Origin of the sequence: Frondihabitans sp. PhB188, assembly GCF_003752365.1 — a bacterium.
Taxonomy (GTDB): Bacteria; Actinomycetota; Actinomycetes; order Actinomycetales; family Microbacteriaceae; genus Frondihabitans.
Window position 1 is genome coordinate 668021 of sequence record NZ_RJUO01000003.1, and the last position, 20352, is coordinate 688372.

The following is a 20352-nucleotide window of genomic DNA, read 5'->3' on the forward strand; positions in this document are numbered from 1 at the left end:
CGGTCACTGCTGATCGAGCTGATCCGCCGTCTCGCGCACGGGACGACGGAGCAGAGCGGCTCGACGCCGCACGGCGACGAGGATGCAGACGACCGCCGCGAGCAGGACGAGGGCCCAGCCGAGGGCGGGCCTGCCCGTGAGCTCGCAGACGACCGTGGCGACCAGCAGCACGACCCCGAAGAAGCCGAGGAACCCGATGAGGCCGTCGATGCCGTCGGTCGGCTTCGCCGGGGACATGCGTGCCATGGCTACCCCTTCACTCCGCCGGCGGTGAGGCCTGCGACGATGCGGCGCTGGAAGACCAGCACCAGGATCACGAGCGGGATCGTCACGATGGTGCCGGCCGCCATGACGGCGGTATACGGCTCCTGGTGCGGCTGGCTGCCCGCGAACTGCGCGATGGCGACCGTGACCGGCTGCGTCGCCGCGCTCGAGAGCTGGTTCGAGATCAGGTACTCGTTCCACGACGAGATGAACGCCAGGATCGCGGTCGTGAACACGGCCGGTGCCGCGAGCGGCAGGATGATCCGTCGGAACGCCTGGATCCGCGTGCAGCCGTCGATCCGAGCGGCCTCCTCGAGGTCCCACGGCATCTCGCGGAAGAACGAGGTGAGCGTGTAGACCGTCAGCGGCAGCACGAACGAGATGCTCGGCAGGATGAGCGCCTGGTACGACCCGAACCAGTGGATGTCGGTGAACAGCTGGAAGAGGGGCGAGATCAGCGCGACGCCGGGGAACATCGACGCGGCGAGGATGCCGCCGGCGATGAACGACTTGCCCTTGAAGTCCAGGCGGGCCAGCGCGTATGCGGCGCTGATGCCGACCAGGAGGGCGATCGCCGTGACGCAGACGCCGATGAACAGGCTGTTCAGGAGGGCCCGGCCGAGGTGGTTGCCCAGCTCGGTCGAGAAGGCCGTCTTGAAGTTGTCGAGGGTGACGTGGCTCGGCAGCGGGTTCGTGTCGAACGTGTAGCCCACGTCGCGGAAGGCGGTGACGATCATCCAGTAGAACGGCAGCAGGCACCAGATCGTGATGATCGCGGCCTGGATGAGAGTCCGTGCCCGCGGACCGCGGTGCTTCCGCACACGGACGGCGACGACGTCGTTGTCGCGTGAGCGGTCGCGGGTGGTGCTGCGGGGTCGGTCGACGGCGACGCTCATTTGAGTTCACCCTTCTGCTGGGCCGCCTGCGTCTGCACCACGTTCGCGCCGAGGAAGCGCACGAACAGGAAGGCGACGAGGAAGACGATGAGGAACGTGATCGTCGAGAGGGCTGATGCCGAGTTGAAACCTATTCGGATCTGCTGCACGACGAGGATCGACAGGGTCGTGGTCGCGTTGCCGCCACCACCGCCTCCGCCGGTGAGGATGGCCGGGAGGTCGTACATGCGCAGCGCGTCGAGCACGCGGAACAGCACGGCCACCATGAGCGCCGGACGGACCAGCGGGAGCGTGATGCGGAAGAAGCGCTGCAGCGTGGATGCGCCGTCCATGGAGGCCGCCTCGTAGACGTCCTCCGGGATGAGCTGCAGGCCGGCGAGGATGAGCAGCGCCATGAACGGCGTGGTCTTCCAGGTGTCGGCGATGATGATGGCGAACTTCGACGCCCACTCGCTCGACGTCCACAGGATGTGGGTCCCGAGCACGTTGTTGAGGATTCCGTCGTAGGCGAAGATGAAGTACCAGAGCTTCGCGGTGACCGCCGTCGGGATCGCCCACGGCACCAGGATCGCCGCGCGCACCAGGGCGCGGCCCCGGAAGTTGCGGTTCATGATGATGGCCATCCACACGCCGATGACGGTCTCGAGCACGACCGTGACGACCGTGAAGAAGAACGTGTTGCCGACGGCCTCCCAGAAGACGGCGCCGATCGTGCCGGGAGGGCACGCTCCGGTCCCGGCCGCGGTGGTGCACTGCTGGAACAGCCAGTGCGCGTAGTTCGCGAGACCGGCGAACCCGCCCGAGACGAACAGCCCTGTCGCGGCGTCGAGACCGGCGTCCTTCTTGAACGACATGACGACGGCCGAGACGACCGGGTAGCCGATCACGATCAGCAGCAGGATCGCCGTGGGGACGATGAGGTAGAACGCCCAGCGGCCGTGGGCCTCGTTGAGACCGCCCTTCTTGCGGGGCGGGGTGGAGCGGGGTCGAGCGAGATCGCTCGGAAGATCGGTGAGAGCGGACACGGGGCCTCCTTGCCGAGTGCGGTGCTTCGGGATCAGGTGAGAGGTAGGGGACGGGGCGGGAGAGTCGGACTCTCCCGCCCCGTCACTGGATCAGGAGATCAGCCGGCTGCCTTGATGGCGGCCTGCATGTCGGTCATCGCCTGGTCGACCGTCTTCGATCCCTTCAGGGCCGCATAGGAGTTGTCCTGAATGGCGGCCGTCACGGCCGGGTAGAACGGCGTGACCGGGCGGGGCACGGCGTTCTGGATCGAGGTGAGCAGCGTCGGGAGGTACGGCAGCTGCTTCACGAGCGTCGGGTCGGTGTAGAGGCTCGCGATGACCGGAGCCAGCGAGCCCTTCGTGGCGAAGAACTTCTGCGTCTGCTCCGACTCCAGGAACTCGAGGAAGTCGTGCGCCGTCGCCTTGTGCTTCGAGTAGACGCTGATCGCGGCGTTGTGGCCGCCCAGCGACGAGGCGCCGGTTCCGTCGACGCCGGGAAGCGGGGCGACCTTGAAGTCGTTCTTCACCTTGGACGAGCCGTCGGTCTTGGCGAGCGAGTAGACGTAGGGCCAGTTGCGCAGGAACAGCAGCTTGCCGGCCTCGAACGCCTGACGACCCTGCTCCTCCTGGTACGTGATGGCCTCGGCGGGGATGTTGCCGTCCTTGAAGGCGTCGACCAGGTTCTGGAGGCCGGCCTTCGCCTTGGCGGTGTCGACTGTGGGGGTCGAGCCGTCGGAGGCCAGGATCGATCCGCCGGCACCGTTGACGGCCTCGGCCGTGTTGACGGTCAGGCCCTCGTACTTGGCGAACTGGCCCGCGTAGCAGCCCATGTCCTTCGCCTTGGCGATGGTGCACATGCCCATCATCTCGGACCACGTCTTCGGCGGGGTCTTCACGAGGTCGCTGCGGTAGTAGAGCAGACCGCCGTCCGACGACTGCGGTGCCGCGTACAGCACCTTGTTGTAGGTCGCAGTCGCGACGGTCGAGGGCAGGAGGTCGCTCGTGTCGACCTTCATCTTGCCGGTGAGCGGTGTCAGCCAGCCCTTGGCCGCGAACTCTGCCGTCCACACGACGTCGACGTCGACGACGTCGTAGCCGGAGTCCTTCGCCTGGAAGTGCTGCACGAGGTCGTCGTGCTGCTGATCGGCCTGATCGGACTGCTCCTTGAAGGTGACCTTCTCATCAGGGTGAGCCTTGTTCCATCGCGCGATGGTCGGGCGCACGATGTTGCTGTTGTCCTTGCCCTGGACGAACGTGATGGGGCCCCTGCTGTCCTGCCCCGCCGCCGCGTCTCCCCCGCCGCCGCTACCGCCCGAAGACCCTCCGGAACAGCCTGCCAGCGCCAATCCGATGACCGCGATTCCGGCCACGGCGGCAAATCGCCTGGTTTTCATACCTTCTCCTCATTGAGATCGCATCTGCTTCTGTGCTTGGTGCCAGGTCAATGTAACCCGATTGGGATAGGGCGTGCAACCGGTTGCAGCAACCGGTTGTCTCTCACTAGTGTCGGAGGCTGACCGACACAGAAGGACCCTCGACGATGAGCACCCTCCCCCTGGACGACACCGCCACCGAGCTCCAGACGGCTCGCGAATGGTGGCGCGACGCCGTCATCTACCAGATCTACCCGCGCTCGTTCGCCGACTCGAACGGCGACGGGATCGGCGACTTCCCGGGCTACACGTCCAAGATCCCCTACCTCAGGCAGCTCGGCGTCGACGCCGTGTGGCTCTCGCCGTTCTACGTCTCTCCGCAGGCCGATGCCGGCTACGACGTGGCCGACTACTGCGACGTGAACCCCCTGTTCGGCGGGCTCGACGACTTCGACGAGTTCCTGCGCACTGCCCACGAGGTGGGAATCCGGGTGGTCGTCGACCTCGTGCCGAACCACTCGTCTGATGAGCACGCCTGGTTCAGGGCCGCACTCGCGGCGGAGCGGGGCTCGCAGGAACGCGCGCGCTACGTGTTCCGCGAGGGCCGCGGCGCGCAGGGCGAGCTGCCGCCGAACAACTGGCAGTCGAACTTCGGCGGCCCGGCGTGGACGCGCATCGCCGACGGCTCGTGGTACCTCCACCTGTTCGACACGAAGCAGCCCGACTTCGACTGGACCAACCCCGAGGTCGCCGACTTCTTCGACGACGTGCTGCGCTTCTGGCTCGACCGCGGCGTCGACGGGTTCCGGGTCGATGTCGCGCACGCGCTGATCAAGGCCGAGAACCTGCCCGACATCGACGACCGCAAGAAGGTCCCGGCCGGCGACACCGGCCCGATGTGGGACCAGGAGGGCGTGCACGACGTCTACCGGCGCTGGCATGCCGTGCTCGACGAGTACGACGGCGACCGGCTGCTCGTCGCGGAGGCCTGGGTGTCGCCGCCCGAGCGGCTCGCCCGCTACGTGCGCCCCGACGAGATGCACCAGGCCTTCAACTTCCCGTACATGGTCGCCGGCTGGGATGCCGCGCGCCTCCGCGCCGTGATCGACCAGTCGATCGAGGCCAACGAGTCGGTCGGGGCTCCGACGACCTGGGTGCTCTCGAACCACGACGTCGTGCGGCACGCGTCGCGCTTCGGCCTCGCCGACCCGACCTCGTGGCCCAACGGCATCGCACCCGACGACGAGCAGCCCGACGCCGCCCTCGGCCTGCGCCGCGCCCGCGCCGCCACGCTGATGATGCTCGCCCTGCCCGGCTCGGCCTACGTCTACCAGGGCGAGGAGCTCGGCCTGCCCGAAGCCACTCAGCTGCCCGCCGATGTGCGACAGGACCCGACGTTCGCCCGCACGGGCGGCGCCGAGGCAGGCCGCGACGGCTGCCGGATCCCGCTGCCGTGGGTGAAGGACGCCCCCGCGTTCGGCTTCGGCCCGAGCGCCGACGTCTGGCTGCCCCAACCCGACTCGTACGGACCGCTCGCCGCCGACCAGCAGGTCGACGACCCCTCCTCGACGTACTCCCTCTACCGGACGGCCCTCGAGCTGCGAGCCCGGTACGGCCTCGGCTCGGGATCGCTCGCGTGGGACGCCGACGGATTCGGGTTCACGAACGGCTCGGTGCGCGTGGTCTCGAACTTCGGCACGTCGCCCGTAGGCGTCGACGGCGAGATCCTCGTGTCGAGCGATGGCACGGCCGGGCCGACGCTGGCGCAGGACGCGACGGCCTGGGTGCTGGTGCCATAGCCGCACCTGGGCCGCTGAACCCTGCGTGCCGGCGAGGGGGCCGGACGAGGGTGTCTAGCCGTCGCGCCGGCCCCTCACGCTGTCGATCGCTGCCGCAAGCGCGGCCACGTCGACGGGCCCGTCGGTCGCCACCCGGACGACCGGGAAGCCCGAGAGCGGTGCCGCCGCCTGCGCGAAGACCTCCCACTCGGCAGTCCGCGCGGCATCGTCGTGGGCGGCGTGACGGGCCCGCGTCCGGAACCGCATCCGCATCACGTCGACCGGAGCCTCGCACCACACCTCGACGCCGCGGATGGCACCTGCCGTACGCAGGCCTGCGGCCAGGAACGCGTCGTCGCGTCCGGTGAACCAGAACGACTCGATGACGACCGCTCCGTCGATCAGGGCCGCGATCGACCACATGGCGTCTGACGCGACGGCGCCGAGGGGGCTGGTCGGCAAGACGGCGTCCACCGCGTCGGCCAGCGCCTCCTTGACGGCGTCCTTCGACACGACGGGTACCGCCAGCACGCGACCGAGCTCGGCCGAGAGCGTCGTCTTGCCGGCGCCGGGCACCCCGTTCACCAGGACGACGAAGGAGGCCACGCCGCCACGCTATCGCGCGGGGTCAGGCCTCGACGTCGCCGCGCCAGCCGCCGTCTTCCAGGCCCTTCGACTCGATGTACTCCTTGAAGTTCTGGAGGTCCTTCTTGATGGCGTGGTTGTCCGCGCCGAGGGTCGACCCGACCTTCTCGAGGAATCCGGTGGGCTCCCAGTCGATCTGCACCGTGAGGCGCGTCTCGGTGTCGCTGAGCTTGTGGAACGTGACGACGCCGGCGTGGTCGACCTCGCCGCCGGTGGAGTTCCAGGCGACGCGCTCGTCGGGGTGCTGCTCGGTGATCTCGGCCTCGAACTGCTTCTCGACGGGCCCGACCTTGACCCGCCAGACGGTGAGGGTGTCGGTGACCTGGTCGATCGACTCGACCTCGTCGAGGAACTTCGGGAACTCGGTGAACTGCGTCCACTGGTTGTAGGCGACGGACACGGGGACGTTCACGTCGACGGTTTCGATGGCCTGGGCCATGGGATGCTCCTCTGCTGGGTGTTCGCACGCACGGGGTGTCCGCGTGGGGTCGACGGTAGGTCGCACCGGCCATCGCCGCCCGGACTGGCCTGGTTACCCGGTCAGTTGGCAGAAGCGCGTACCCCGTGCCGCTCAGCAGAGAGCGCATAACGTACACGCCATGGCATCCCGCTCCCAGGAACCCGACGACACCACCACGAGGTGGCTCTTCTCGGGCCAGCTCGGCCCCCTCTTCGACGACGGCGGCAGGATCCTGCTCATCGAGGCGAAGTCGCTCATCGCGGGCAGGCCCATCCATCGCGCCAAGGCCCACCTGCTCCTCAGCGCCCTGCGGCACCGCGCGCGCGAGCTCGGCGACCGCTGCGAGTACCACCGGGTCGACGACTACGACGAGGCCCTGATCGCCACGGGCGGCCTGCACGATCGCTCCGACCTGGAGGTCGTCGACCCGCCGTCCTGGGCGGCTCGGCGGTTCGTCCGGTCGACGGGGGCGCGCGTGCTCGAGTCGAGGGGGTTCGTCACCTCCGAGGCGGTCTTCCGCGAGTGGGCCGACGCCCGCGCCGGGAAGCGGCTCCTGCTCGACGACTTCTACCGGACCGTCCGCGAGCGCACCGGACTGCTGATGGAGGGCGACCAGCCGGCAGGCGGGCGCTGGAACTACGACCACGACAACCGAGCGGCACCGCCGAAGGGCGCGGTCACGCTGGGGCTTCCCGAGCCGTGGTGGCCGACCGAGGACGACATCGACGACGAGGTGCGCCGCGATCTCGACGCCTGGCAGGCCGATGGCAGCGTGCAGCTCGTCGGCGACGACGGCCCTCGCCGGTTCGCGGTCACGGCCGCCGAGGCCGAGGCCGCGCTCGACGACTTCATCGACGTCCGGCTGGGCGACTTCGGCCCGTTCGAGGACGCCACTCTCACCGGCGACTGGACCATGGCGCACTCCCTCCTGAGCGCACCCCTCAATCTCGGTCTGCTCGACCCGATGGCCGTGGTCGAGCGGGTCGCCGGGGAGCACACCCGCGGCACGGCTCCCCTCGCGAGCGTCGAGGGATTCGTCCGGCAGATCACCGGCTGGCGCGACTGGGTGTGGCACCTGTACTGGTACCTCGGCGAGGACTACGCCGTCACGCGCAACGCCCTCGATGCGACGACTCCGCTGCCGGAGGCGTTCTGGCAGCTGGCACCCGACGCGATCGAGGAGAACTGCCTGCACCACGCGGTCGACGGCGTCCGCCGCCACGGCTGGGCGCATCACATCCAGCGGCTGATGGTCCTGGGCAACTGGGCGCTCCAGCGCGGCTACGACCCGGCCGAGCTGAACCGGTGGTTCATCGACATGTTCGTCGACGGCACGCCGTGGGTGATGCCGGCGAACGTCGTCGGGATGTCGCAGCACGCCGACGGCGGGATCGTCGCGACCAAGCCCTACGCCTCGGGTGGCGCGTACATCAACCGCATGACCGACTTCTGCGGCGGCTGCCGGTTCACGCCGTCGAAGAGGCTCGGCCCGGACGCCTGCCCCTACACCGCGGGCTACTGGGCCTTCCTCGACCGCAACGAGGGCCGCCTCGCCGGCAACCACCGCATGGCCCAGCCGCTCGCGGGGCTCCGCGGGCTGGCCGACCGGGAGGCCGTCGTCGCCCAGGAGCGCGAACGGCAGTCGTTCTGACCGAGGGTCAGCCGGCGGCCCGCACCCAGCCCCGCGACGCCGACGGCACGATGGCCCCTGCGTCGGCGAACGCGTCGATCCAGCCGCCCATGGGCCAGGCACCCCACCGCTGGGCGAAGATGCGGCCGTTGCGGAGGATGTCGTCGAGGTGCTGCCACGGCGGCGACGAGGTCGGGTGATGCTGGTGGTAGGCGTCGGCGCCGCCCACCCAGACGAGCGGAACGCCGAGGTCCCTCGCGCCGTAGGCGAAGTCGGTGTCCTCTCCGCCGTAGCCCTCGTACGCCTCGTCGAACCCGCCGACGCGTTCCCAGGTCGCGGCGGTGACGGCGAACGAGAGCGACCAGAAGAGCGAGTACTCGCCGGAGCGCGACAGCGTCCCGGGTGCCGGAGCCGGTCGCGCCGGGTGCGGCCTCGTGAGCTCGTCGAGTCGTGAGCCGTCGCCGACCCCGACCCCCTCGGCGAGATACGTCACGGCGCCGACCAGGAGCGCCTCCGGCAGTCGAGCGGCCGCCTCGGCGTACGAGCCCACGAGCGATCGGCCGGGAACGCAGTCGGCGTCGAGAAACACGAGCACGCGTCCACCCGCCTCGATCGCCGCTCGGGCGCCGGCGTTGCGACCGGCCGCCAGACGGAGGCCGTGCCGGCCCGGGGGCACCCGCACGACGATGGCGCCGTCGAAGGGAGGAGCCTCGGCATCGTCCAGCCACACCACGACACGGCCGGCCTCCGGCGCCCACTCCTCGAGCAGCCGCTGCTGCGCTCGGACGTGTCGCAGCCGCGCCTCCGAGCACATCGTCACGACGACGACTGCCTGAGCGTCGAGCGACGGCGCGCTCACTCGGCCACCTCGGCGATGACGTCGGCCGCGCGACGGGCGGCGCCGGCCGTCTGCCACCGCTCCCACTCCGGCCGGAGCTCTCGGGCCCGCTCGAGCAGGGCGGGCCAGTCCTCGGCCTCGGGCCACGCGTCGACGACGATGGCCAGCCCCGCCGAGGCGAGGGCGCGCGCGGTGGCCGCCTGCTCGCCGAAGGGCCGATCCTGCGCGACGATCACGGCCCGGGCGCCGACGGCAGCCAGATCGGCCACGCTGTTCTGCCCGGCCGCCGACACCACGATCTCTGCCCGGCGCAGGAACTCCCACGGCTCGTCCGCCCACACGCCGCCGGGGCCGCCGAGCGTCGTCCACCGGGCCGTCGGGGTCGCCGCCGCCGCAGCGGCGACCTGCCCTGCCGAGGCTGCTCCGAGAACCACCACGTGTCCGGGCTCGACGTCGCTGTCTCCGCGGCCGTCGTACCGGGACACGCCGCCGACCCAGCGGACTGCCGCCCGCACCGCGTCGAGCGGCCCCGCGGGGTGCACGCCGTCGGGCCACGGCGCCACGATGCGCTCCGCGGCCCGGAAGGCCAGCGCATGCGGCTCGTCGGTCCGCTCGCCCGGCTGGGTCATCAGGACGATGGGCACACCCAGGAGGCGCACGAAGAGCGTGACCTCAGCCGAGACGTCGACGACGAAGGCGCTGGGGTCGCGCTCGGCGATGCACTGCGCGATGGCCGCGAGACGCGCCGTGTGGCCGGCGTGGCGAAGCGGCGCCCAGTGCAGGAGCCCGCTGGCCGTCGGCGAGGAGTCCTGGGGCAGCCGCACGGTTCCGTCAGGACGCACGCTGGGCTCGTCGTCGCGCGGGAGGACGGTCCACGTGGTCCGGGGAGGCAGGACCGCCGGTGCCGGCAGGGAGCTCAGCACCGCGATCTCGGCGTCGAGGTGCGGCCGGACGGCGAGGAAGCGGGTGAGGTGCCCGGCCCCGTGATGGTGGACGTACCAGCCCACGACCGTCACGCGAGGACCGCCGCCCGGTCGAAGTCGTGGATGAGGTCGCCGTAGATGCCTTCGAGACGCTCGACCCGGTGGTGGAGCGAGAAGCGGGCCTCGGCCGCGGCCCGGATGCTCGCGCGCACGCCGGGTCGAGCCGCGGTGGCGTCGGCGAGCGCGGTCGCCGCCGCGGCGAGCGCCGACGCGTCGCCCATGTCGACGAGGGCGGTGCCGGGGATGGACCCGACGACCTCGGGGATGCCGCCGGTGCGGAAGGCGGCGACGGGGGTGCCGGCGCTGAGCGCTTCGGCGATGACCAGGCCGAACGGCTCCTGCCAGACGGGGGTGACGAGCGCGCAGGCGCTTCGGCCGACGAGGGCTGCCAGTTCCTGCGCCCCGAGCACTCCGGCGTAGACCGCGTCGGCACCGAGCTGCGGCTCGACGAGACGCTCGAAGTAGTCGCTGTCGCCGATGCGACCGGCGAGCACGATGCGGCGGCCGGCGATGCGAGCGGCCTCGAGGGCGAGGTGGGTGCCCTTCTCGGGGACGATGCGGCCGGTCCAGACGAAGTCGCCGCCGCCTGAGCCGAGGCGCCAGACGTCGGTGTCGACGCCGTTCGGCACGACGGTCGCCTCGATGCCCTCCGCCCGCCATTCGGCGGCGGTGTGGTCGCTGACAGCGAGGAACGCGCTTCGCGGCTCGGAGCACGAGGCGTTCGCCTCGAGCAGCGACGGGAGCGTCGGGGTGTGCAGGGTCGACACCATCGGGACGCCGAGGCGATCGGCCCACTCGAGCGGCAGACCGTGCAGGCAGTGGTTGACGACCAGGTCGAAGCGGCCGGGAGTGCACTGGACGTACTCGAGCGCTCGACCCACGGCGGGGAGGGCGCGCTCCAGGTACCCGGCCGGATAGGTGGTGTCGGTGGCTTCGCTCGGGTCGTCCCAGTGGAGGGCGGGCAGGACGAACTCGCTCGGGGACTGCTCGAGGAAGTCCGAGCCTTCGACTGCGCAGAGGATCACCTCGTGTCCGCGGGCGCGGAGGATCCGCACCTCGTTCCACACGGACGACTCGAGGCCTCCGGCGTGGGGCTGCGAGATCGGGTAGCGGATGGGCGCCATCACGGCGATACGGAGCCGGGGGCGGGTCACGCGCTGGCCCCGGCCGACTCGTAGGCCGCCCGGTGGGCGAGCTGGATGTCGATGCGCTGTCGCCCGCGATCCTCGCGTCTCCGTGCGACCAGCGCGCGGCGGGACGCCGACCCGGGGCGCGTGGCTCCGTCCGCGAGGAGACGCTCGACGGCGTCGGCGAGTGCCGCGGCGTCATCGCGCGCGAACTCGGCGAACGACTCGGGGTGCTGGTCGCGGAGGTGCCCGACCGGCGGGCCTGCGACCGAGACTCCGAGGTCGAAGCAGAGCTCGACCCAGCCGGAGTGCGTGCCGTGACCGTAGGGCAGGACGGCGACGTCGAGATCGGCGAGGGAGTCCGCGAGCTCGTCGTCCGACAGACGCGGCCCCTCGAGGAGTGTCGCACCCGGGTGGCCGGCGACGAGAGCGACCACGCGGTCGCGGGAGCGGGAGTCGCGGACGCGGTCGTTGACGAAGACTCGGGCGACGGCGTCGATTCCACGCACGCGCAGCCGCACGAGCGCCGCGAGCAGCGTCTCGACCGCGACCACGGCGTCGATGTTCGGGCGGATGTCGCGCAGGTGCATGCCGAGCACGACCGGAACGGACGGCGCACCGACCGGGATCTCGCCATCGAGGGGGAACACGTTCGGGTGCGGGACGGTGAGCGGCCGGCGGCCCCATCGCGACTCGATCTCATCGGCGGCGCCCGGCGTGAGCGTGACGAGCACGTCCGCCGCCGTGACGAGCCTCTCGATCTGGGCGAGATGATGGGACTGGTCGACGAGCTGCGGGTTCTCGAGGTCGTGGACCGTGTAGACGAGCGGCTTCCCGAGATCGCGGAGCGCCGCGACGACATCGTCCAGCTCCGCGAGGGAGAACGACTCGAGGCCGAAGTGCAGGTGCAATAGGTCGTACTCGTCGGCGTGCGCGCGCAGCCACGACGGGTCGAAGGCAACCGGCGGCCACCACTGACCCGGCGCCGCGCCCTCGCGGACCGGATCGACGAGGCGGGCGACGGCGTCGTCACCCTGCTCGGCGGAGAGATGGCGGACGTATGGATGGCCCGCGGGCACGGAGAGAACGCGGATGCGCTCCGGTGGTGCGGCAAGCGCGGTCGCTGTCTTCATGGGTCGCCTCCTCGGCGGTGATGCGGTGAGCCGGGGCGACTCGACGGGCCCTCGTGACGGCCTGCGTCGATGGGAAGGATGGGCCGATGGGAGCGGCCTGTGCTCAAGCTAGCCCCCGGGGGCTGTCGAGCGGCCCGTTGTACCCCGGTTCGGTCGCCCGCCGGGCGCGTCGAGCAGCGGACCGGCCATGATGGATCGACCCGCGCGCGACGCGGCCACCCGAGGAGCAACCGTGACAGTCGTCGACGCAGCAGACCCGCGGACGCTGCACTACGGCGACTTCTACGGGATCACCGACCTCCCCGGCGACGCCCCGGTCGCCCTCGTCGTCGGCAACTGCCAGGCCGAGTCGCTCCGGCTCTTCCTCGGCGAGGGGCTGCGCTCCGTCCGCATGCCCGCCGTCCACGAGCTCGTCGCCGCCGACCTCCCGCACCTCGAGCGCTGGCTCTCCCGCGCCTCGGTCCTCATCACCCAGCCGATTCGCGACGGCTACCACGGCCTCCCCCTCGGGTCGGCGCAGCTGTCCGGTCGCCTTCCGGCCGGAGCGCTGGTCGTGAGGGTGCCGGTGATCAGGTTCGCCGGGCTCTACCCGGCGCACGCCATCGTCCGGCCCCCGACGGATCCGTCGCTCACCCCGCCGCTGGTCGAGTACCACGACCTCCGGATCCTCGCCGAGGCTGCCGGGCTGAGCACTGCTCCCGCAGTCGACGCCGTCGCGACCCGGGCGATCGCCGAGCTCTCCCTCGGCGAGCTCCGCCGGCGGGAGGCCGCCCATGCGACGGTGCCCGTCTCCGACCTCTTCGAGCGCCCGTCGTTCGCGCAGATGCGCACCCTCAACCATCCCGGCAACCCCGTCTGGACCGCCGTCGCCCAGCGAGTCCGCGAGGCGATCTGCCTGCCCGGCCCGGCCGGCGACCCCGGGCGTCCCGTCCTGACCTCGATCCACGCTCCCCGCGAGGCCGCGGTCATCGAGGCGTGGGGCCTCGACGACGAGCCGACCGACGACTGGGTCGTCGGCGGCCGCTCCGTCGACGGCACCGAGGTCCGGGAGGCGCACCTGCGGTGGTACGCCGACAATCCCGATGTCGTCGAGGCCGGCCTCGCTCGGCACGGCGAGGCACTCGGCGTACTGGGGCTGGCGTGACGGCGGGGAAGGTCGGCGGCGGGGCAGTTCCTGCGCTCGTGGTCACGCCCGAGGCGCATCACGGCGTCGCCCTCTACGCGCGCCAGGTCGCCGCAGACATCGCGAGGCTGGTCGGGGCGGACCCCTCGATCGGCGTGGACGGTCTCGACGGGCCGACTCCGCCGGCTCGCGCGCACCTGCACTTCACCGACCGCCTCTGGGGCAGCTCTCCTGAGGCCGCAGCCGAGCGGATCGCCGAGCTGGCCCGGCGGACCGCGGTGACCGTGACTCTCCACGACCTCCCCCAGCCATCGGACGGCCCCCGCAACCTCGCACGCCGGGCCGCCTGCTACGCGCGGGTCGTCGCCGCATCCGAGGCGGTCGTCGTCAACAGCCGGCACGAGGCCGCCCTGCTCGAGGAGCACTCGGGCGGCTCGCGAACTCCCGTCGGGGTGATCCCCCTCCCGGTGCTGTCGAGGGGCGTCGACCCGCGGCCGCGCCCCGAGCCTGACGGCAGCGTCGCGATCGTCGGGTTCTTCTACCCGGGCAAGGGCCACGCCGAGATGGTCGACGCGGTCGCCGAGCTCGGCCGGGGCGTCACGGCCCCCGACCTCGGCCGGCCCGTCACGGTAGGCATGCTCGGACGCGCCTCCGCCGGCCACGAACGCGAGCTCGAGGAGCTCGTCGCGTCGGCTAGGGATCGGGGCGTGCCGTTCGAGCTGAGCGGCTGGCTCGACGACGAGGCACTGCGCGAGCGGTGCCGTCGGGCATCCGTGCCGGTGGCGGCCCACCGGCATGTCTCGGCGTCGGGGTCTCTCGCCACCTGGATCGCCGCAGGTCGACGCCCCCTCGTGCCGGCGACGCGCTACTCGCGCGAGATGGACGCGCTCCGCCCCGGCACCCTGACGCTCGTCGACCCCGACCGCGGGTGGGCGGACGCCATCGGACGCGCACTCGAGGACCCCGCCTCGACGTGGCTCGACGAGGCGGCCGTCACGCGACCCCACCTCGCCGACACGGCGACGTCGTACCTGCGCTGGTTCGACGACCCCGAGCGGTTCGACAGCACCGAGCCGTTCGACAGCACCGAGCAGCCCGGGGACGCCCAGCAGCTCGACGACGCCCAGCGGTTCACAGGCGCCCGCAGCCTCGCGGGCCTCAGCCGGTGACCGCCCCCGCGCCGTTCGGCCGCGGTCTCCCGGGCAACCGGTGGGACCTCCTGGCCGGCGAGCGACCCGCCGTGCTCCCGTCGGTGTCGGTCGTCGTGCCCTACTACCGGCAGCAGGCCGAGCTCGACCGGACCCTCGCCGCTCTGGCGCGCCAGACCTACCCCGCCGAGCTGCTCGACGTGGTGGTCGTGGACGACGGGTCTCCCGAGGCGCCCGTGGTCGCCGACGGGGTCCGGGTCGTGCGGCAGGAGGATGACGGCTTCCGTCTGGCGGCCGCCCGGAACCTCGGCGTCCGGTCCTCGCGGGGCGACATCCTCTGCTTCCTCGACGCCGACACCTCGCCCGAGCCGGAGTACGTAGCCCGGCTGACGCGGCTGGTGGCCCTCGCTCCCGAGACCGTCGCGGTCGGCCGTCGCCGTCACGCCGACTTCTCGTCGACACCGGTCGGCGAGCCGATCGAGGCGGCGGGCCCCGCGGCTGCCCTGCCGGAGCCCGAGTGGCTGCGAGCGGCCTACGTCGGCTGCCGCGACCTGCTCGACTCCGACTCCCGCTCCTACCGCTTCGTCATCGGGGCCGTCACCGCCTGCAGCCGCTGGTTCTTCGAGCAGGTGGGCGGCTACGACGAGAGCTTCACGGAGTACGGCGGGGAGGACTGGGAGTGGGCGCATCGCGCCTGGATCGCCGGCGCTCTCTTCGCCCATGAGCCGGACGCCGTGGCGTGGCACGACGGGGCCGACTGGGCGGGGCGCGATTCGGCCGACCGCCTCCGGGAGAAGAACGCCGAGACCCTGACGCTCGCGTCGACCGTCCCGGTACGTGGCTCGGCGGGGTTCGGCGTGATCGGCGCGCGACCGGACGTCGTCGTGACCCTCGCCTCCGCTTCGTCGCCCGCCCGCGCCTTCGTCTGCGTCGACAGCGTGCTGACGGCGCTGCCGCGGGCGCGCGTCGTCGTGCCGGCCGAGCACGCCGGGCTGTTCGGAGCCGACCCGCGAGTGTCGACGAACGCGTCGGAGGCCCGAGTGGAGATCTCCTTCGATTCCCCCGTCCGCATCCACGACGCGACCGCCCTGATCGATGCGGTGGAGGCGGTGGGCACCGGCGAGCTCGGCAGCGTGCACTTCGCGAGGGGCCATGGCACCGTCGTGATCCGGGTCGACAGTCGACGGGCTCGCCTCCGCCACGGGCGCTGGCCCGGCCCGCCCCTGTTCGTCACCCGGACCGAGCCCGGGGACTGGGCAGAGCCCCTGACCGGCGAGCCCCGGCTGGCCGCCTACCTCGGAGGCTGGGTCTAGCAGCCCGGAAGCGCTGTCAACCCCCTCGGGCAGATCCCCGACCGGCGTAGCGTCACCCCAATGACCCCAGCAGACGGCTCCACGACTCCCGACGACGACCAGAAGAAGCACACCGACGAGCTGGGCGACGGCTCGCCCACGGGCAACGCCACGGAGGATCCCGACCAGGACAGCGACACGACGTCGGGCGGTGAGCCCGAGTGAGCGACCCCAAGCCCACCTCCGTGCCCCACCCCGACGAGGTCGACCCCGATACCGGCACGACCCCCGACGGCACACCCGCCGAGAATCCTTCCGGCCTGGCACTCGCCGCCTAGCGGGCACGGCGTCGGCTCGCCTGCCCTGCCGCAGGCGGTGCCGTCCCGGCTCGGGCCGAAGAAACCGGTCTAGCGTGGCGGCGTGACGACAACGACCGACACCGACACCGCAGTCCGCACCCTTCACCGGGTCTTCCCTGCCGACCAGATCCTGACCGACGCCGGCAGCCTCGAGCGATACAGCCATGACGACGCGGAGTGGGCCGAGTACACCGCACCGCTGGCCGTCGTGCTCGCCCAGTCGACCGACGACGTGGCGAGAGTCGTGCGCTGGGCAGGCGAGCACGGGGTGCGCGTGGTGCCTCGGGGCGCAGGAACCGGCCTCTCGGGCGGAGCGAACGCCTTCCCCGGTTCGGTCGTCGTCTCCCTCGAGCGCATGAACCGCGTGCTCGAGGTCAACACCGACGAGCGCTACGCCGTGACGCAAGCTGGCGTCATCAACGACGCCCTCCGGGCCGAGGTCGCGAAGAGCGGCCTCTGGTACCCGCCCGATCCCGCCAGCTCGGCGATCTCGACGATCGGCGGCAACGCGGCCACCAACGCCGGCGGCATCTGCTGCGTCAAGTACGGCGTCACCCGCGACTACGTGCTCGGCCTGACAGTCGTCCTGGCCGACGGCGAGGTCGTGACGCTCGGCCGCAAGACGGCCAAAGGCGTCGCCGGCTACGACCTGACGGGCCTGCTCGTCGGCTCCGAGGGAACGCTCGGCGTCATCACCGAGGTGACCGTCAAGCTGCTGCCGCTCTCCGGGCGCGACGAACGCGCTGTGATCGGCTTCTTCCCGTCACTCGAGGCCGCAGGAACTGCCGTCGCCGAGATCTCGCGCGCAGGCATCATCCCCGCCGCCCTCGAGCTCATCGACCACACCTGTCTGGTCGCTGTCGACGAGTGGCAGCACCTGGGTCTGCCCGGAGACGTCGATACCCTCCTCCTCTGCCGCATCGACGAACGCGGGGCCGCCGGTGACGAGCTCGCCGACCGCGTCGAGAGCATCTTCACGGCGGCCGGAGGAACCGACGTCGAGCGAGCGACCGACCCGGACGAGATCACTCGCCTGTTCCTGGCCCGGCGACTCGCCTATCCTGCCCTGGAGCGGCTCGGGCCGGTGCTCACCGAAGACATCTGCGTACCGCGCAAGGCGGTGCCGACGATGCTGGCGCGGATTCAGGAGACAACTCGCCGGCATGACGTCACCATCGCCAACATCGCGCACGCCGGCGACGGCAATCTGCACCCGCTCATCATCACCCCCGTCGGCGACGAGGCCGCCAAGGCCCGCGCGAAGGAGGCGTTCGACACCATCGTCGCCGACTGCCTCGACCTCGGCGGCACGGTCACCGGCGAGCACGGCGTCGGCCTGCTGAAACTCCCCGGGCTCCGTGCCGAGCTGGGCGAGCGCGTCCTCGCGATGCACGCCGCGGTGAAGAACGCCCTCGACCCACAGGCCACCCTGAACCCCGGCAAGGCCTTCTAGTCAGGCGCAACAGGAATTCCCCGCGAAGACCGCTAAGCGGTCAAGCACGGGGAACGAAATTGCTGGGGTACCTGGACTCGAACCAAGAACAACTGAACCAGAATCAGTCGTGTTGCCAATTACACCATACCCCATAACATTTCACACTCCGCGAACAGTGGCATACGTCGGAGAATGAAAGCTACATGGCCCCTTTCGGAACCGAGAACCTACTCTACAGCATCCGAGAGGTCACTCAAACCGCCGACGAGGTCGCGGTTGATCGTGGCGGCGACGGCAGCCCCGATTCCCGCTGCGACGATGAGCTGCTGCGGGCCGGGCCCGGTCGTCTCGCCGGCCGCATAGAGCGAGGGGACGCTGGTGCGGCCGTGTGCGTCGACCACGAGGAGCTCGTCGGCGTCGAGGTCTGCGCCGAGGGGCGCGAGGTAGCCGAGCTCGCTCGACCAGCTGGGCCGCACGAACCCGCCGGAGCGCTCGACGACGGTGCCGTCGTCGAAGCGGATGCCTGTCGCGCCCTCGCGGCCGCCCTCGATCTCGGCGATCACGCGGCGGTCGACCGCGATGCCGCGACTGTCGAGCATCTCCTCGTCGAGCGACCTCACGACGTCGGCGCCGTTGGTGCACACCAGGAGGTCGTCGCTCCACTGCGACAGGAGGAGCGCCCGCTGGGCGAGGTCGGCGTGCTCGCCGATCACGGCGATGGGCTGGTCGCGCTTGTCATAGCCGTCGCACTCGATGCAGCTGTGGTAGCTCGTCCCGTAGAACGCGCGGAGGCCGGGGATGTCGGGAAGCGTCTCCTGCAGCCCCGTCGCGGCGATGACAGTGCGGGCGACAGCGCGACTGGTCTTCTTCCGCAGCTCGCAGTCCAGAACGAATCCATCGGGCCCAGCAGTCACGCTCTGCACCATCGTCATGCGGTGCTCGGCACCTTCGTACCCGAGGAACTCCTCGCGCCCCAGGCGTCGCAGCTCGAGCGGCGAGATGCCGTCGCGCGTCAGGAAGCCGTGCGAGAGCAGCGTCGCCGAGTTGCGCGGGCGATTGCTGTCGATCAGCAGCACCCGTCGACGCGCACGCACGAGGTTGAGCGCCGCGCTCAGCCCGGCGGGCCCTCCCCCGATGACGGCGACGTCGTAGACGGTCTCGGGAGCTTCGCTTGTCACAGCGAGGCGGCCAGCTTCTCGAGGCGGGAGATCGTCGACTCGCGACCGAGGATCTCCATCGACTCGAACAGGGGCGGGCTGATTCGACGGCCTGACAGAGCCGTGCGGAGGGGCCCGAAGGCGTTGCGCGGCTTGAGACCCAGACCATCGACGAGCGTGATGCGCAGCGCCGCCTCGAGCGACTCGTGCGTCCACTCGGCGACCGCCGAGAGCGTCTCGACGGAGGCGCGGAGAACATCGCCAGCGCCGTCGCCGATCCCCTTCATGGCGTCGGCGTCGTACGTGATCGCGTCGTCGGCGGCGTAGAGGAAGCTCAACAGCCCGGGAGCTTCACCGAGCAGCTGCATGCGCTCCTGGACGAGAGGCGCCGCCTGCTCGAGCACGGCCAGCTCCGCCTGGGTGGGCGGGTCGGAGAGCACGCCCGAGAGGTACGGCACGAGCCGTGCTGCGAAATCCTGCGCGTCGAGAAGACGGATGTGGTCGCCGTTGATCGACTCCGCCTTCTTGTGGTCGAACCGCGCGGGGTTGGGGTTGACGTCTTCGACGTCGAACGCCGCGACCATCTCGTCGAGAGAGAAGACGTCGCGATCGTGCGACAGCGACCAGCCCAGCAGCGCCAGGTAGTTGACGAGCCCTTCGGGGATGAATCCGTTGTCGCGGTGGTGGAAGAGGTTCGCCTCAGGGTCGCGCTTCGAGAGCTTCTTGCTGCCCTCGCCCATCACGTAGGGCAGGTGCCCGAAGCGCGGGATGAACTTCGCGTTGCCGATCTCGTACAGCGCCTCGTACAGCGCGATCTGCCGGGGCGTCGACGAGAGGATGTCCTCGCCGCGCAGCACGTGCGTGATGCCCATATACGCGTCGTCGACGGGGTTCACGAACGTGTAGAGCGGGATGCCGTTCGGCCGCACCACGACGAAGTCCGAGAACGAGCCGGCCGGGAACGTGATCTCGCCGCGCACGAGGTCGTCGAAGCTCAGATCTCGATCGGGGACGCGAAGACGCAGCGCAGGAACTCGACCCTCCGCCGTGAATGCCTCCCTCTGCGCGTCAGACAGCTCCCGCTCGTGGTTGTCGTAGCCCTGCTTCGGATCGCGACCGTTGGCCACGTTCCGGGCCTCCATCTCGTCGGGGGTGACGAAGCTCTCGTACAGCAGCCCCTTCTCCTTGAGCTGGGCGATGACGTCCTGGTAGATGTCATGGCGCAGGGACTGCCGGTAGGGCCCGTGGGGGCCGCCGACCTCGACGCCTTCATCCCAGTCGAGCTTGAGCCACCGCAGCGCGTCGATGATCTGCGCGTAGCTCTCTTCGCTGTCACGTGCCGCGTCGGTGTCTTCGATGCGGAAGACGAGCTTGCCGCCGGTGTGACGCGCGTAGGCCCAGTTGAACAAGGCCGTGCGGATGAGCCCGACGTGCGGCGTACCGGTGGGCGACGGGCAGAAGCGGACGCGCACATCGGCGCCGGCAGCAGTGGTGAAGGAGGCAGACATCGACGTCAATCCTACCGTCGCATTCGGCCTCTGAACTGGGGTTGTTCGCCGCGAGGGTTAAACGCAGAAAAGCCACCCCGAAGGGTGGCTTTCCTGGTGTTGCGAAGTTGAGTCCGGCGGTGTCCTACTCTCCCACAAGGTCCCCCTTGCAGTACCATCGGCGCTGAGAGTCTTAGCTTCCGGGTTCGGAATGTGACCG

Annotated in this window: 19 protein-coding genes, 1 tRNA gene and 1 rRNA gene; 7 read left to right on the forward strand and 14 right to left on the reverse strand. The window is 70.9% G+C overall.

Annotated elements, in window-relative coordinates; all coding sequences use genetic code 11:
- Positions 1-3: 3 nt before the first annotated feature.
- The 4 genes from EDF46_RS11945 to EDF46_RS11960 all read right to left on the reverse strand — a co-directional run bounded on the left by EDF46_RS11945 (position 4) and on the right by EDF46_RS11960 (position 3558).
- Positions 4-246, reverse strand: coding sequence for a hypothetical protein (locus tag EDF46_RS11945; RefSeq protein WP_123506471.1), 243 nt, complete (start codon positions 244-246; stop codon positions 4-6).
- A 2-nt stretch (positions 247-248) separates the two neighbouring features.
- Entirely contained in the window at positions 249-1160 is a 912-nt protein-coding gene (locus tag EDF46_RS11950; protein ID WP_123506472.1) for a carbohydrate ABC transporter permease, read from the reverse strand.
- A complete protein-coding gene (locus EDF46_RS11955) occupies positions 1157-2185 on the reverse strand; it encodes a carbohydrate ABC transporter permease (RefSeq protein ID WP_370454098.1) in 1029 nt (342 codons plus the stop codon). The genes EDF46_RS11950 and EDF46_RS11955 overlap by 4 nt, the downstream gene beginning before the upstream one ends.
- 98 nt (positions 2186-2283) lie before the next feature.
- Entirely contained in the window at positions 2284-3558 is a 1275-nt protein-coding gene (locus EDF46_RS11960) for an ABC transporter substrate-binding protein (protein ID WP_123506473.1), read from the reverse strand.
- 146 nt (positions 3559-3704) lie between these two features.
- On the opposite strand from EDF46_RS11960, the gene EDF46_RS11965 reads away from it, so the two are divergent.
- Positions 3705-5336, forward strand: coding sequence for a glycoside hydrolase family 13 protein (locus tag EDF46_RS11965; protein WP_199738265.1), 1632 nt, complete (start codon positions 3705-3707; stop codon positions 5334-5336).
- A 54-nt stretch (positions 5337-5390) separates the two neighbouring features.
- Here the strand turns inward: EDF46_RS11965 and EDF46_RS11970 are convergent, their stop codons facing one another.
- Entirely contained in the window at positions 5391-5921 is a 531-nt protein-coding gene (locus EDF46_RS11970) for an AAA family ATPase (protein ID WP_123506475.1), read from the reverse strand.
- A gap of 22 nt (positions 5922-5943) precedes the next feature.
- Positions 5944-6399: an SRPBCC family protein gene (locus EDF46_RS11975; protein WP_123506476.1), complete on the reverse strand. Its 456-nt coding sequence runs from the start codon at positions 6397-6399 to the stop codon at positions 5944-5946.
- Positions 6400-6559: 160 nt separating this feature from the next.
- Between EDF46_RS11975 and EDF46_RS11980 the strand changes: the two genes are divergently transcribed.
- Positions 6560-8071, forward strand: coding sequence for a cryptochrome/photolyase family protein (locus tag EDF46_RS11980; RefSeq protein ID WP_123506477.1), 1512 nt, complete (start codon positions 6560-6562; stop codon positions 8069-8071).
- 7 nt (positions 8072-8078) lie between these two features.
- On the opposite strand, the gene EDF46_RS11985 is transcribed toward EDF46_RS11980, so the two are convergent.
- Genes EDF46_RS11985 through EDF46_RS12000 form a run of 4 tightly spaced genes read right to left on the reverse strand, consistent with a single transcriptional unit; the run spans position 8079 to position 12131 of the window.
- Positions 8079-8909, reverse strand: coding sequence for a galactosyltransferase-related protein (locus tag EDF46_RS11985; RefSeq protein ID WP_233580007.1), 831 nt, complete (start codon positions 8907-8909; stop codon positions 8079-8081).
- Positions 8906-9904 (reverse strand): glycosyltransferase, encoded by a 999-nt coding sequence (locus tag EDF46_RS11990; RefSeq protein WP_123506478.1) that lies wholly within the window; start codon positions 9902-9904, stop codon positions 8906-8908. The genes EDF46_RS11985 and EDF46_RS11990 overlap by 4 nt, the downstream gene beginning before the upstream one ends.
- Positions 9901-11025 (reverse strand): glycosyltransferase, encoded by a 1125-nt coding sequence (locus EDF46_RS11995; RefSeq protein ID WP_233580008.1) that lies wholly within the window; start codon positions 11023-11025, stop codon positions 9901-9903. Before EDF46_RS11995 ends, EDF46_RS11990 begins: the two co-directional genes overlap by 4 nt.
- Complete coding sequence (locus EDF46_RS12000; protein ID WP_123506479.1) at positions 11022-12131, reverse strand: glycosyltransferase; 1110 nt, start codon at positions 12129-12131, stop codon at positions 11022-11024. The genes EDF46_RS11995 and EDF46_RS12000 overlap by 4 nt, the downstream gene beginning before the upstream one ends.
- Before the next feature lie 232 nt (positions 12132-12363).
- On the opposite strand from EDF46_RS12000, the gene EDF46_RS12005 reads away from it, so the two are divergent.
- The 5 genes from EDF46_RS12005 to EDF46_RS12020 all read left to right on the forward strand — a co-directional run bounded on the left by EDF46_RS12005 (position 12364) and on the right by EDF46_RS12020 (position 17506).
- Positions 12364-13275 carry a WcbI family polysaccharide biosynthesis putative acetyltransferase gene (locus EDF46_RS12005; RefSeq protein WP_123506480.1) on the forward strand — a complete coding sequence of 304 codons (912 nt, stop codon included), beginning with the start codon at positions 12364-12366 and terminating at the stop codon, positions 13273-13275.
- Positions 13272-14423 (forward strand): glycosyltransferase family 1 protein, encoded by a 1152-nt coding sequence (locus EDF46_RS12010; protein WP_123506481.1) that lies wholly within the window; start codon positions 13272-13274, stop codon positions 14421-14423. Before EDF46_RS12005 ends, EDF46_RS12010 begins: the two co-directional genes overlap by 4 nt.
- A complete protein-coding gene (locus EDF46_RS12015; protein WP_123506482.1) occupies positions 14420-15715 on the forward strand; it encodes a glycosyltransferase family 2 protein in 1296 nt (431 codons plus the stop codon). Before EDF46_RS12010 ends, EDF46_RS12015 begins: the two co-directional genes overlap by 4 nt.
- Positions 15716-15775: 60 nt before the next feature.
- Positions 15776-15919 (forward strand): hypothetical protein, encoded by a 144-nt coding sequence (locus tag EDF46_RS18350; RefSeq protein WP_158614230.1) that lies wholly within the window; start codon positions 15776-15778, stop codon positions 15917-15919.
- Positions 15920-16114: 195 nt separating this feature from the next.
- Positions 16115-17506, forward strand: a complete 1392-nt coding sequence (locus EDF46_RS12020; RefSeq protein WP_123506483.1) for an FAD-binding oxidoreductase — start codon at positions 16115-16117, stop codon at positions 17504-17506.
- 62 nt (positions 17507-17568) lie between these two features.
- Here the strand turns inward: EDF46_RS12020 and EDF46_RS12025 are convergent.
- The 4 genes from EDF46_RS12025 to rrf all read right to left on the reverse strand — a co-directional run.
- Positions 17569-17640 (reverse strand) — tRNA-Gln (locus tag EDF46_RS12025).
- Between the two features lie 75 nt (positions 17641-17715).
- Positions 17716-18666 carry an NAD(P)/FAD-dependent oxidoreductase gene (locus EDF46_RS12030; RefSeq protein WP_123506484.1) on the reverse strand — a complete coding sequence of 317 codons (951 nt, stop codon included), beginning with the start codon at positions 18664-18666 and terminating at the stop codon, positions 17716-17718.
- Positions 18663-20153, reverse strand: coding sequence for a glutamate--tRNA ligase (gltX, locus tag EDF46_RS12035; RefSeq protein ID WP_123506485.1), 1491 nt, complete (start codon positions 20151-20153; stop codon positions 18663-18665). The genes EDF46_RS12030 and gltX overlap by 4 nt, the downstream gene beginning before the upstream one ends.
- A gap of 111 nt (positions 20154-20264) precedes the next feature.
- Positions 20265-20352: ribosomal RNA gene (gene rrf / locus EDF46_RS12040) — 5S ribosomal RNA — on the reverse strand; the annotation flags it as partial.

Coding starts and splice junctions, on each gene's coding strand:
- EDF46_RS11945 (WP_123506471.1), bottom strand. CDS start 246: ATGGCACGCATGTCCCCGGCGAAGCCGACCGACGGCATCGACGGCCTC.
- EDF46_RS11950 (WP_123506472.1), bottom strand. CDS start 1,160: ATGAGCGTCGCCGTCGACCGACCCCGCAGCACCACCCGCGACCGCTCA.
- EDF46_RS11960 (WP_123506473.1), bottom strand. CDS start 3,558: ATGAAAACCAGGCGATTTGCCGCCGTGGCCGGAATCGCGGTCATCGGA.
- EDF46_RS11965 (WP_199738265.1), top strand. CDS start 3,705: ATGAGCACCCTCCCCCTGGACGACACCGCCACCGAGCTCCAGACGGCT.
- EDF46_RS11975 (WP_123506476.1), bottom strand. CDS start 6,399: ATGGCCCAGGCCATCGAAACCGTCGACGTGAACGTCCCCGTGTCCGTC.
- EDF46_RS11980 (WP_123506477.1), top strand. CDS start 6,560: ATGGCATCCCGCTCCCAGGAACCCGACGACACCACCACGAGGTGGCTC.
- EDF46_RS12000 (WP_123506479.1), bottom strand. CDS start 12,131: ATGAAGACAGCGACCGCGCTTGCCGCACCACCGGAGCGCATCCGCGTT.
- EDF46_RS18350 (WP_158614230.1), top strand. CDS start 15,776: ATGACCCCAGCAGACGGCTCCACGACTCCCGACGACGACCAGAAGAAG.
- gltX (WP_123506485.1), bottom strand. CDS start 20,153: ATGTCTGCCTCCTTCACCACTGCTGCCGGCGCCGATGTGCGCGTCCGC.